Source organism: Halobacillus yeomjeoni (genome assembly GCF_020171525.1).
In the GTDB taxonomy this organism is placed as follows: Bacteria; Bacillota; Bacilli; order Bacillales; family Halobacillaceae; genus Halobacillus; species Halobacillus yeomjeoni.
In genome coordinates this window covers 230,913-243,449 of the sequence record NZ_JAIVAI010000001.1, presented here as the reverse complement: position 1 = coordinate 243,449, position 12,537 = coordinate 230,913, and the positions used below count along the sequence as shown (strand labels likewise).

Genomic DNA, 12,537 nt, shown 5'->3' with positions numbered 1-12,537 from the left:
CAGTCTTTACTCGTTCAATGCCTGCTCAACTTGACCTTTAGCATGAGCAGCCAGCATGTGCTCTGAATTGATTTCTAAAGCCTTGTTGAAATGTTCAAGAGCCGTATGCGGATCTTCTTTATGGAGTGCGCAGACTCCTAGATTATAATAAGCATCGCTGTGTTCATTTTCCAATTGTAGCACATGTTTCATCGTCTGTTCAGCTTGGTCAATCTGACCATTCTGGGCTAGACACAACCCGTACTGGAATTGTATATCCACATCATCATGAGCTAACTCAGCAGCACGAAGCAGATACGGAAGGGCAAGCTTTGTATATTCCTGATGAATGAAAGTCATCCCAAGCATGAAGTGTACATCCGCTTCATCCAATCCATTTTGAATTGCATGGATGAACTGCTCTTGAGCTTTCGTATATTTTTCTTGTTCATAATAGACATTTCCCAGGCCATAATATGCCGTTGCCGCTTGGTTATCCAACTCGATCGCACGATTAAAAAATCGCTCAGCGCGGACAAAATCGCTCATATGTGTCAGCAAATTACCAAAGTTGATATACCCGACCGGCTCTTTAGGATTTTCATCGATAGCCTCTGTAAATAAGCGGGCAGCTTCCTCATAATTATGTTCCTGCATTTCTTTAATTCCTTTTTGTAGCTTATCCATTTTCATTCCCCCGACAATCTTTTTTTGTAATGCACTCACTAAAACCACTCATGAAAAAGGTCATGCCCTTGACCCGGACATGACCTCCTTCCATTTAACCGACATAAGTGATCGCGGTGTCTTCTTTCAATACTGTATCAATCGTTGCGCCTCCAAGGCAAACTTCTTCGTTATAGAATACGACAGCTTGACCTGGAGTGATTGCTCTTTCAGGTTCATCGAACATGACCTTTAAGCGTCCATCTTCTAATGGGTAGACCGTCACTCCGCTATCGTTTTGACGGTAACGGAATTTTGCTGTACAGCTGAATGGTTCCTCAGGTGTTTCTCCTGATGTCCAATTCACTTTTGTTGCGATTAAACCATCTGAGTATAGAGCGTCATGATGGAAGCCTTGTCCTACGTAAAGGATATTTTCCTCAACATTTTTGCCGACGACGAACCAAGGATCTCCAGCGCCTCCGATCCCTAAGCCTTGACGTTGACCCAAAGTATAATACATTAAGCCATCATGTTTCCCTTTGACTTCTCCGTCAAGAGTTTCCATATTGCCGGGTTGAGCCGGCAGATACTCGCTTAAGAATTCTTTGAAGTTACGCTCTCCGATGAAGCAGATGCCTGTAGAATCTTTTTTCTTAGCTGTAGCTAACCCATGTTCTTCAGCAATTGCACGGACTTGTTTCTTTTCAATATGCCCGAGCGGGAACATGACTTTTTTCAATACATCTTGGGATAACTGGTTCAAGAAGTAGGTTTGATCTTTATTGTTATCTACACCACGGAGCATTTCATACTTGCCATTGTTTTCTCGTACTTGCGCATAGTGACCTGTCGCTAAATAATCGGCTCCCAAGGACATGGCATGGTCAAGGAATGCCTTGAATTTGATTTCTTTATTACACATCACATCGGGGTTCGGTGTTCTTCCCGCTTTATATTCTTCCAGGAAATAAGTGAATACCTTTTCCCAATACTGCTTTTCAAAATTGACCGCATAGTATGGAATGTCAAGTTGATTACAGACTCGGATGACATCTTCATAATCTTCGGTGGCTGTACAGACTCCATTCTCATCTGTATCATCCCAGTTCTTCATGAAGATACCTACAACGTCATATCCCTGCTGCTTGAGCAATAGAGCAGCGACTGAAGAATCAACTCCACCACTCATTCCTACAACTACACGGGTATCTTTAGGGTCTTTCATTTTTTTCACCTTCCTTAATCACTCAGCCTGTGTATAATTTGACTGACTTTCTCCGCCGCATCTTTCACATTGTCTTCATTGTTCGCCAAACCGAAACTGAAGCGGATGGAATTCGTTGTTCGAGGGTCACCTTTACCAAACATAGCTGTCAACACATGGGATGGCTCCACGGACCCTGCTGTACACGCACTTCCGCTGGAAGCGGCAATTCCAGACAGGTCGAAATTCGTAAGCAAAGCTTCGACATTCATACCTGGAAAACTGATATTTACGATGGATTCTACACATTTCTCTTTGGATCCATTCACTGAGTAATCGACTTTGTTTTCATCCAAAACCTGTAGAAAAGCCTGCTTGTAACGAAGATAATTTTCCTTATATTGCTCCCGTTCATCTTCGATCAACTCAATCGCTGTTTGCAGGCCTTTGATTGCAGGTACGTTCTCTGTACCAGCTCTTCTTTTTCTTTCTTGTTCTCCCCCATATTGGAGAGATTCAATCGTACTTCCTTCACGAATATATAAAAACCCGATTCCTTTCGGGCCGTTTATTTTATGACCGGAAACAGCAAGGAAATCCACCGGCACTTGTTGAACATCCCATTTCATCAATCCATAGGCCTGGACGATATCAGAATGAAAGTGTGCTTGGTGATTTTTCAAAAGATCGGCAATTTCATCGATCGGTTGGATGACCCCTGTTTCGTTATTGACCATCATGATCGATACAAGTATGGTATCATCCCTTAAAGATGACTCCACATCTTCGATGCGTACCGCCCCTGATTCATCCACAGGCAGATAAGTTACTTCAAAGCCTTCACTTTCCAAATTTTCGACTGCATGCAATGTAGCATGATGTTCAATAGAAGTGGTAATGATATGCTTGCCTTTTTCTTGATTTGCTCGTGCCGTGCCTATAATCGCCAAGTTGTCCGCTTCTGTACCTCCGCTTGTAAAAACGATCTCTTTTTCTGACGCATTGATACTCTTTGCGACCGTACGTCTAGCCTCATCCAGTATTCTCCTCGCTTTTCTTCCGAAGTTGTGTACACTGGAAGGATTTCCGAATACCTCATGATAGACAGGCAGCATCGCTTCTACAACCTGGGGATGTACTGGCGATGTCGCAGCATGGTCTAAATATACAGCTTCCATGTCCGGTTAACCTCCATCTTCATTAAATATAGAACATATAAGCATCTTGGGTCTGATCATCTACATGATCCTTCAAATCTTCCAATGTCGTCGTATCTAAGACGTCTTTCACCGCATCCCTTACACGTTTCCAAAGCGCCTGCTTGGCTGGCTCTTCATTTTCGATTCCCTCTACAGGAGTAATCGGACCTTCAAGAATACGGATGACATCACCAGCCGTAATTTCATGAGGAGGCTTGGTCAGCATATAACCTCCATAAGCACCTCGCACGCTTTTAACTAAACTCGCATTACGAAGAGGCGCAATCAACTGCTCTAAATAATGCTCAGATAACTCGTTATCACGCGCGATCTGTTTCAAAGATATAGGGCCTTCGCCATATTTTCTTGCCAACTCAATCATTATGGTTAGACCGTAACGGCCTTTGGTAGATATTTTCATACATTTCACCTCTTGTAATTAAAAACTGGAGCGATTCTTTAGCATAAGGAAGTGTGTATCCTACGAATGTTCCTAAAAATAAAGCAATAAAAACGGTCCCGATTCCTACTGGACCACCTAGTAAAAAACCTAAAACGGCTACTGTAATTTCAATTCCATTTCGGACTGTTGAAACTTTCCAGCCTGTCGCCTCTGTAATTATGAGCATCAAGCCATCTCTTGGTCCAGCTCCAATGTCCGGGGCAACATAGACCCCTATACCGATGGCGATAACAAAAGTACCACCGATAAACATAGCCGCTTCCATAAGAAAAAGCTCAGGTTCGGGCAATAGCCAATTGAAGAAATCTATAAAAACACCGATAAACACCATATTCAGCACTGTACCGATTTGAGGTAATTTTTTTCGAATCAGGGAATGGATGACCACAATGACCAAACCTGCAATGATGGCCCAAGTCCCTACGGTTAAACCTAACTGTAAATATAAACCGTAATGAAGAACATCCCATGGTCCTATGCCGAATTCCTTTACTTGCATCGTCATGGCAATTCCCAGACCAAGGATAACAATTCCAATGAGGAAATAGCTCCAGCGAATGACTTCTGTCCGTGTATTCAGGTCATTTGATTTCATCGCTGACCTCCTCTCTCTATTATACCAAACGCTATTATAGCATGAATGGCAAGACCCTTGCATTTTATTAAAATACAATCTACGCTTACATTCATAACCTGTAAAGGAGCATGATGTATGAATCAAAAACCTCTTGCATTCAGGATGCGTCCTTCAAATATAGAAGAAATTATCGGACAAGCTCATTTAGTCCAGGAAGGCAAAACCATTCATCGGATGATTACTGCACATCGGTTGGCATCCATGATCCTGTTCGGCCCTCCCGGTACAGGTAAAACCTCTATGGCTACGGCGTTAGCCAAAAGTTTAAAACTGCCTCACAAAACACTGAATGCTGTGACCGATAAGAAAAAAGATATGGAAATCGCCGTAGAAGAAGCCAAAATGCACGGTCAACTTGTCCTGATTCTGGACGAAGTCCACCGTTTAGATAAAGCCAAACAAGACTTTCTTCTCCCTCATTTGGAAAGCAATCGTATAACGTTGATCGGATGTACGACAAGTAACCCTTACCATTCTATCAATCCTGCTATTCGCAGCCGTTGTCACCTGTTTGAATTGTACCGTTTGACACCACCTGAAATCACACAAGCTTTGAATAGAGCCCTGAATGATACGGTCGAAGGGTTGGGAGAGATCAATATAGACATCTCAGATGAGGCGATGAACCATTTCTCCCAGGCAGCCAACGGAGATTTAAGAGCAGCCTTGAACGGCCTGGAACTTGCTGCCTTTTCAACTCCAGAAGATGAAGAAGGGGTTGTGAGAATCACCTTGGAAATTGCTGAGGAATGTATGCAGAAAAAAAGCTTCTCGCATGATAAGGACGGGGATGCACACTATGATGTCCTCTCTGCTTTCCAAAAGTCGATCCGCGGAAGCGATGTGGACGCATCCCTTCATTACTTAGGGCGCCTCATCGAAGCAGGTGACCTTGATAGCATAGGCAGAAGGTTAGTGGTCATCGCTTATGAAGATATCGGACTTGCCAACCCTCAAGCTGGTCCAAGAGCTATGGCTGCAGTAGAAGCTGCTGAAAGACTCGGTTTCCCGGAAGCAAGGATCCCTTTATCCGTAGCTGTGACAGAGCTTGCCCTATCTCCCAAGTCAAATAGTGCATACAAGGCTCTCGATGAAGCATTGTATGATATCAGAAACGGAAAAAGCGGCGAAGTACCCGCTCATTTGAAAGATTCACACTACAAAGGTGCAGCAAAGCTTGGAAGAGGACTAGAATACAAGTATCCGCACAATTATGAAAGTGGATGGGTGGAACAGCAATATTTACCTGATACGATCAAAGACCGTTCTTACTATAAACCAAAAACGACAGGAAAATTCGAGCAAGCCCTATCCCAAGTCTTTCAAAAAATCAAAAAGAGGAAATTGTAAAGAGTATATTTCCCACTCCTGTTGGCTAAACTATTTTTAAATCTGAAAAACTACTTTTCTAGGTAAGAGGCAAAAGGGTCGTTCATGCTCACAAAATGAGATTCAACGAGGCCCCCATCTAACCTAGGTTAAAAACAGGAGTGGTCATTATGCCAAAAGTAAGACAAGATGCATGGTCTCATGAAGATGATTTATTGTTGGCGGAAACTGTTCTACGACATATTAGAGAAGGCAGTACTCAATTGAAGGCATTCGATGAAGTCGGAGATGTACTGAACCGTACTTCCGCTGCATGCGGGTTCCGGTGGAATGCTGAAGTCAGACAAAAGTATGAACAAGCTGTGGAACTGGCGAAAAAACAACGTAAAGAAAAGAAACGCAACGAAGCGAAGCAGGCCCCTGTTTATCAAAGCGTTCCATCTTCTTTGCATTTCGCACCTGAGAAAAGTGAAACCTTGGAACCTTCCTATTTTGAAGAAATCAAGCAGCCAGAAGTGACCAAGAAAGCTGAAAAACCTTCACGTTCTTACGACATCAATCTTTCCCAGGTCATTGAATATCTCACGAACCTTCAAAAAGAATCGACCTCAAACCATGCAGTCAAAAACCAGATTGAGAAATTAGAGGAAGAGAATCGAGATCTTTTGGAACAAAACCAGCAATTGAACAAGCAGCTTCAATCCATGTCAGAGGATTATCAAGCATTAATCCAAATCATGGATCGTGCAAGGAAAATGGTCATGTTTGATGAACAAGACTATTCGTATAAACCTCAGTTCAGAATGGAAAAGAACGGAAACCTTGAAAATGTAGCAAGGTAATGCTGCAACCCATATAAAAATGAAAAAGGATCACCTGAATCCAGGTGATCCTTTTTCTTATGTAATAAATAAACCAATCCCAATTGTGCCGTTGTATCATGAGTTTTGAACCCGCTCTAGGCAGGTGGGTGCCCTGTTTCGCGCTTCTTGCGTCCTCCCATCAATGATGGTTAAGAGGCGTGCATTCCACTCGAAAACGTCGAGCTCCCTTCTCAAAAATGTTCGGTCAAAACGTACATTGTAACAACGTACACATCAGGATTGGTCTATTTATTTTGTAAGGTAATCATAGCATATTTACATACCCTTATCAAGATGAATGACTGTTTTCACCCATGGTACTTTAGTCTTCTTTTTTGGTATTCAACTGTAAATGCAATTCTTCTAATTGACTTTCGCTTACCTTGTTTGGAGCATTGGTCATCAAGTCGGAAGCTGATGCCGTTTTAGGGAATAAAATAGTGTCCCTTAAGTTTGTACGGCCGGCAAGAAGCATGATGAACCTGTCGAAACCAAGAGCGATTCCTCCGTGTGGTGGAGCACCATATTCAAGGGCTTCCAACAAGAAGCCGAATTGTTCCTGTGCTTCTTCTTTCGTAAATCCTAGCACTTCAAACATTTGATCCTGCATTTCTTTTTGATAGATACGGAGGGATCCGCCTCCTAATTCGTAACCGTTCAGAACGATGTCATAAGCTTCTGCATGAACATCAGCTGGGTTGGACTGTAAGTTCTCAAGGTCTTCTTCAACAGGCATTGTAAACGGATGGTGGGCTGCAAAGTATCGACCTTCTTCTTCGTCGTATTCAAACAACGGCCAGTCCGTCACCCATAGGAAATTGAATTTGGATTCGTCAATCAATCCAAGCTGGCGACCCAATTTCAAGCGAAGGGCCCCAAGACTATCATGCACGACAGAAGTCTTGTCAGCTACGAAAAGCAGCAGATCTCCATCTTCTGCAGATAATTTTTGTTTCAAGGATTCAGCTTCTTCTTCAGAGAAGAATTTGGCGATCGGACCGTTCACTGTACCGTCATTCACTTTCAACCAAGCCAAACCTTTAGCTCCATACACTTTCACATCTTCAGTCAGTTTATCAATGTCTTTGCGTGAAAACTTCTCAGCTCCGCCTTCTACATTAATTGCGCTGACTTGTCCACCTGATGCAACTGCACCCGCAAATACCTTGAAACCAGAGTCCTTGACTTCCTCAGACAAGTTTACGAGTTCAAGCCCGAAACGAGTGTCCGGCTTATCGGAACCGTAACGCTCCATTGCTTCTTCATATGGCATACGCGGGAAAGGAGTAGTAACTTCGATTCCTTTCACTTCTTTCATGACACGTGCCATCATGCGCTCTGTCATCGCCATGATGTCTTCTTTGGACATGAACGATGTTTCAATATCCACTTGAGTGAATTCGGGCTGACGATCTGCCCGCAGGTCCTCATCACGGAAACAACGTGCGATTTGATAATATTTTTCAAAACCGGACATCATAAGCAACTGTTTGAATAGTTGGGGAGACTGAGGCAGAGCATAAAACTCACCGTCGTGTACACGGCTTGGTACCAGGTAGTCACGTGCACCTTCCGGGGTGCTTTTCGTCAACATCGGCGTCTCCATCTCCATGTACTCTTCTTCATTTAAGAAGTTGCGGATGACTTGAGTCGTTTGGTGACGCAATTTGAAGGTTTCCTGCATCTCTTTTCTTCTCAAGTCCAAATAACGGTATTTTAAGCGCAGATCCTCCCCGACTTCAGACTGTTCTTCAATCATGAATGGTGGTGTCTTCGCTTTATTCAAAATCGTAACTCCATTAGCAACGACTTCGATTTCACCAGTACCCAAGTTATTGTTCACTGTTTGAGCATCCCGTTTAACCACCTGTCCTTGAATCTCAAGAACATATTCGCTTCTTACATTTTCTGCTGTTTTCAGTGCTTCTTCAGAGATTTCAGGATTGAAAACGACTTGAACTATTCCAGAGCGGTCTCTCAAATCGATGAAGATCAATCCACCGAGGTCACGGCGCTTCTGCACCCAGCCTTTCAATGTTACATCCTGTTCCAAGTGTTCTTTTCGTAAAGATCCACATTTAATCCGTTCCATCTTATTTTCCCCCTGTCAGTATGCTGCTCATATGTTGAATGACATCTTCAAGTTGAATTTCTTGTTGTTCTCCACTGTCCATGTCTTTAACGTTGATCACGTTATTTTCCAACTCTTGTTCTCCCAATACCAATACGTATTTTGCCCCTAGACGATCGGCCGCTTTGAATTGGGCTTTCATCTTTTTCCCGAGATAATCTTTATCTACTTGGACTCCTGCTTTTCTCAGTTGATAAGTCAGCCTGACAGCTGCTTTTTCAGCCTCGTCACCAAGAGCGACTATATAACAATCCAGTTTTTCATCAACCGGCAGGTCTACACCTTCAGCTTCTAACGCCATTAATAAACGCTCGATGCTCATCGCAAAACCGATACCAGATGTTTCAGGTCCCCCGACTTCTTGAACCAATCCTGTGTAACGTCCACCACCACTCAATGTTGTAATGGCTCCGAAACCTTCTGCTTCACTCATGATTTCAAAAGCCGTGTGGTTATAATAATCGAGGCCACGGACAAGGTTTGGATCGATTTCATATTCGATTCCCATGACATCCAAATATTCTTTGACCTTTTCGAAATAGTCTTTGGAATAATCATTCAAGTATTCCAGAATCGATGGAGCTGTTTCCATCGCTGGATGCTCTCTGTCTTTTTTACAATCCAACACTCGTAAAGGGTTTTGATCCAGGCGGACTTGGCAATCCTCACAAAGCTCTTCACGATGTGGATCGAAGTGTTTGACTAACGCTTCTCTATGAGCCTCTCTGCTCTCTAGGTCACCCAGACTGTTTAATACCAATTTCAGTGACTTCAAGCCAAGTTCTTGGTAAGAACTCATAGCCAGTGCCAGAACCTCTGCATCAACAGCTGGGTCATCACTACCCAAAGCCTCGATACCAAATTGTACAAACTGTCTCTGACGCCCCTGTTGAGGACGCTCATATCTGAACATTGGTCCAATATAAAAATATTTTGTCGGTTGATTAGGTAATCCGTACACTTTGTTCTGGACATAAGAACGGACTACAGATGCAGTCCCCTCCGGACGGAGCGTAATACTCCGGCCCCCTCGGTCCTCAAAGGTGTACATTTCTTTTTGTACGATATCCGTGCTGTCTCCAACACCTCTTTGAAACAACTCAGTGTGTTCAAAAATCGGTGTGCGAATTTCTTTATAATGGTAACGACGACACAAATCTGTCAATTGCTGCTCGACAAATTGCCATTTTTCAGTTGTGCCGGGAAGTAAATCCTGTGTGCCGCGTGGAGCGTTAATACTCATCTATTTTCCTCCTTCAGACTTAACATACATATCTTTCCATAAAAAATCCCCGTCCCTTTTTCCATTACAGAAAAAGGGACGGGGATTACCCGCGTTGCCACCCTGATTGAAGCCTATAGGCTTCCACTCAAAACAGTTAACGCCTGTATACGTCTCCACCTACTTCGTTTCGGTGTAGAACCTAAGAAATGTCTTTCACCGGTCCATCATGTAGAAGTGGTTTCAGCCTTGTGCCGCTTCTTCTCTGTCCATTTGGGTTCCAGTTACTTTTTTTCCTCATCGGTTTTATCGTTCATATAGAATTGACTTCTATAATATAGCTTCACCATTTCACCTGTCAAGTTATTGATGGAAAAATATTTTTAAAATCTTTTTTCCCCTAGGAAGGAACATATTCCCTTTTTGTCGAATAGTGAAACTTAGCAATGTAAAGGAGGTGGACAAATGAGAATAAAAAGCCTTTTCTTTTTCATCATACTATTTCTTACACTTTTATGTGGACATACTTCATCAGTACAAGCAGATGAAGCGATCATTAAAGTTGATTACTTGAATGTCCGGACCGGACCAGGAATCAATTATGAACGCATCGGTCAAGTCCATTCAAAGCAATCTTATACAATTATCGAAGAAAAGAACAATTGGCTGAAAATCAATTGGAAAGGGCAGGATGCCTGGGTAGCTAAATGGTTGACGACCGTAAAAAAAGAGCCTGTCATACAAGTTAAAAACTTTTCATCAAAAGTGGATTACTTAAGAATCCGATCTGATGCCGGCTTACACGGATCGATCAAAGGATACCTCATGAAAAACGATACAGTCGAAGTACAGAAACGCAAAGGGAAATGGGTCCGGATTGAACATAACCAAGTCGAAGGCTGGGTACATAGCGGTTATCTTGTAGAAACAAAGCAGGAAACAACACCTGTTTCGAAAGATAAAAAGGATGAAACTGAATCAAAACCAGCTCCTTCTCCTGAACCCTCAAGCGTCAAAGGTAAAGTAAAAGTAGGGACGACGATTTTAAATGTCCGATCGAAGGGTTCAATACAAGGCGATATCCTTACTCAAATTAAAAAGGGTGAAGTTTATGACTACATAGACGAAAAAAACAAATGGATCCACATCACCCTCAAAAACGGCAAAACCGGATGGGTAGCTGGATGGCTTGTAAACAAGGTTGAAAATGATACGGTCCCTTCAGAAACCAGTACTAAAACTTCTTTTGTCACTTTGCAGTACAATGGAACGAACATCCGTAAAGGGCCTTCTACCGGCTATGAAATTGTCGGAAGAGCAGGCAAGGGGCAGGATTTTCAAGTCATTGAAAAACAAGGACGTTGGTATAAGATCAGCTTCAACGGTGGGGAAGCTTTCGTCGCTGGATGGATTGTAACCGAACATACGAAGAAAACGAATCAGCCGTCTTCTTCTATAAAAGGAAACTTAAAGGGAAAAACGATCATGATTGATGCAGGTCATGGAGGTCGCGACCCTGGAGCAGTCGGACGAGCAGGAACGTACGAAAAGACGTTAACATTAAAAACCGCTCAGAAGCTGAAGCAAATGTTGGAAAGTAAAGGTGCCGAAGTCCTGATGACACGTGATAAAGATACCTACTTTTCACTGGCGCTTAGAACTTATTATTCTAAAACAGCATCCATAGATGCTTTTATCAGTATTCATTACAACAGTGCACCTTGGCACGTTATTGCAAGCGGATTGAATAGTTATTATTATCATTCAAGGGATAAGAGCTTGGCAGCATCCATCCAAGATGGCATGGTCTCCTCTACAGGATTCCGTGACCGGGGCGTGCATTTTGGAAACTTCCACGTTTTAAGAGAGAACCGCAACCCTTCCGTTCTTTTGGAACTCGGTTTTGTTTCCAACGCGGAAGAAGAACAAACCATTCGTACAGAAACCTATCAAAATCAAGTTGTGAATGGAATAGCTCAAGGTTTAATCAACTACTACAAATAACGACTTTCTATTACTTAATTAAGAGGAATGCATTTGCTAGTAAATAAAAGGTGGAGGAAATCCAACAGGACTTCCTCCACCTTTTTGTGTTCGCGATTTGCGGTTTTAGTCCGTTTTATAACCAGAAATGGGATGGCAGGGAAAAAAAGGTCGCTTTCCGCGGGGAATGGCGGGACTCCTGTGGGATGAAGGTACATCGTGAGACCCCGGAGGCGCAGCCTGAGTAGGCTCATGTTACCCCACGCAACTAAAAGGCCGCCTCACACAAGTTCTAAGACAAAAAGAGCTGATATGAGCTCACGTGTGAAATAACAACACTAAGCAATAACAGAGCCATTAAAAAAATCCACGAATCAATTCGTGGATTTTTCACTTACCGTTCCTTACTGTCTAAAACTAAAGTTACTGGGCCCGCGTTGGTAAGCTGTACGTTCATCATAGCTCCAAACTGACCGGTTTGAACTTCCACTCCTGCTTCTCTGACCATGTCATTGAAAGCTTCGTATAACTCTTCAGCTTGTTCAGGTTTCGCTGCTTCCATAAAGTTAGGACGACGACCTTTTCGACAGTCCCCATAAAGTGTGAATTGTGAAATGGAAAGCATGCGGCCGCCTATATCGATAAGAGACAGATTCATTTTTTCATCATCGTCTTCAAAGATTCTTAAAAATGGAATCTTCTTAGCCAGGTAACGGGCATCCTCTTTCGTATCTTCATGAGTGACACCCAGCAAAATGACTAATCCCTCTTGGATTGAACCTACTTCTTCAGCATCGACTTTCACTGAGGCGTCTACAGCCCTTTGTACCACTGCTTTCATAACAAAACTCCTTTATA

At 42.9% G+C, this 12,537-nt stretch carries 11 protein-coding genes, 1 other RNA gene and 1 other annotated feature; of the genes, 3 read left to right on the top strand and 9 right to left on the bottom strand.

Translation table 11 applies throughout. From position 1 onward, the window contains the following. Positions 1 to 6 precede the first annotated feature (6 nt). The 5 genes from LCL89_RS01175 to LCL89_RS01155 form a co-directional block, all read right to left on the bottom strand. Positions 7 to 666, bottom strand: coding sequence for a tetratricopeptide repeat protein (locus tag LCL89_RS01175; RefSeq protein ID WP_224807253.1), 660 nt, complete (start codon positions 664 to 666; stop codon positions 7 to 9). Positions 667 to 760: 94 nt separating this feature from the next. Beyond that, entirely contained in the window at positions 761 to 1,873 is a 1,113-nt protein-coding gene (mnmA, locus tag LCL89_RS01170; protein ID WP_197316548.1) for a tRNA 2-thiouridine(34) synthase MnmA, read from the bottom strand. 14 nt (positions 1,874 to 1,887) lie between these two features. Beyond that, a complete protein-coding gene (locus tag LCL89_RS01165) occupies positions 1,888 to 3,030 on the bottom strand; it encodes a cysteine desulfurase family protein (protein ID WP_224807252.1) in 1,143 nt (380 codons plus the stop codon). Positions 3,031 to 3,052: 22 nt separating this feature from the next. After that, positions 3,053 to 3,472 carry a cysteine metabolism transcriptional regulator CymR gene (cymR, locus tag LCL89_RS01160; protein WP_197316550.1) on the bottom strand — a complete coding sequence of 140 codons (420 nt, stop codon included), beginning with the start codon at positions 3,470 to 3,472 and terminating at the stop codon, positions 3,053 to 3,055. After that, positions 3,426 to 4,109 carry a YczE/YyaS/YitT family protein gene (locus LCL89_RS01155; RefSeq protein ID WP_224807251.1) on the bottom strand — a complete coding sequence of 228 codons (684 nt, stop codon included), beginning with the start codon at positions 4,107 to 4,109 and terminating at the stop codon, positions 3,426 to 3,428. Before LCL89_RS01155 ends, cymR begins: the two co-directional genes overlap by 47 nt. A gap of 117 nt (positions 4,110 to 4,226) precedes the next feature. On the opposite strand from LCL89_RS01155, the gene LCL89_RS01150 reads away from it, so the two are divergent. Continuing rightward, the gene (locus tag LCL89_RS01150; RefSeq protein ID WP_224807250.1) at positions 4,227 to 5,501 is read left to right on the top strand and encodes a replication-associated recombination protein A; all 1,275 of its coding nucleotides are present in this window, start codon (positions 4,227 to 4,229) and stop codon (positions 5,499 to 5,501) included. Between the two features lie 149 nt (positions 5,502 to 5,650). Then, complete coding sequence (locus LCL89_RS01145) at positions 5,651 to 6,322, top strand: RsfA family transcriptional regulator (protein ID WP_224807249.1); 672 nt, start codon at positions 5,651 to 5,653, stop codon at positions 6,320 to 6,322. Between the two features lie 72 nt (positions 6,323 to 6,394). On the opposite strand, the gene ssrS is transcribed toward LCL89_RS01145, so the two are convergent. The 3 genes from ssrS to hisS form a co-directional block, all read right to left on the bottom strand. Continuing rightward, a non-coding RNA gene (gene ssrS / locus LCL89_RS01140) (6S RNA) lies at positions 6,395 to 6,587 on the bottom strand. 78 nt (positions 6,588 to 6,665) lie between these two features. Beyond that, positions 6,666 to 8,435, bottom strand: a complete 1,770-nt coding sequence (gene aspS / locus LCL89_RS01135) for an aspartate--tRNA ligase (RefSeq protein ID WP_224807247.1) — start codon at positions 8,433 to 8,435, stop codon at positions 6,666 to 6,668. A gap of 1 nt (position 8,436) precedes the next feature. Then, positions 8,437 to 9,717: a histidine--tRNA ligase gene (hisS, locus tag LCL89_RS01130; RefSeq protein WP_224807245.1), complete on the bottom strand. Its 1,281-nt coding sequence runs from the start codon at positions 9,715 to 9,717 to the stop codon at positions 8,437 to 8,439. 71 nt (positions 9,718 to 9,788) lie between these two features. After that, positions 9,789 to 10,006: a binding site (T-box leader), on the bottom strand. Between the two features lie 155 nt (positions 10,007 to 10,161). Between hisS and LCL89_RS01125 the strand changes: the two genes are divergently transcribed. Next, entirely contained in the window at positions 10,162 to 11,700 is a 1,539-nt protein-coding gene (locus tag LCL89_RS01125; RefSeq protein ID WP_224807243.1) for an N-acetylmuramoyl-L-alanine amidase, read from the top strand. A 373-nt stretch (positions 11,701 to 12,073) separates the two neighbouring features. Here the strand turns inward: LCL89_RS01125 and dtd are convergent, their stop codons facing one another. Beyond that, the gene (gene dtd / locus LCL89_RS01120; RefSeq protein ID WP_224807233.1) at positions 12,074 to 12,520 is read right to left on the bottom strand and encodes a D-aminoacyl-tRNA deacylase; all 447 of its coding nucleotides are present in this window, start codon (positions 12,518 to 12,520) and stop codon (positions 12,074 to 12,076) included. Between the last annotated feature and the right edge of the window lie 17 nt (positions 12,521 to 12,537).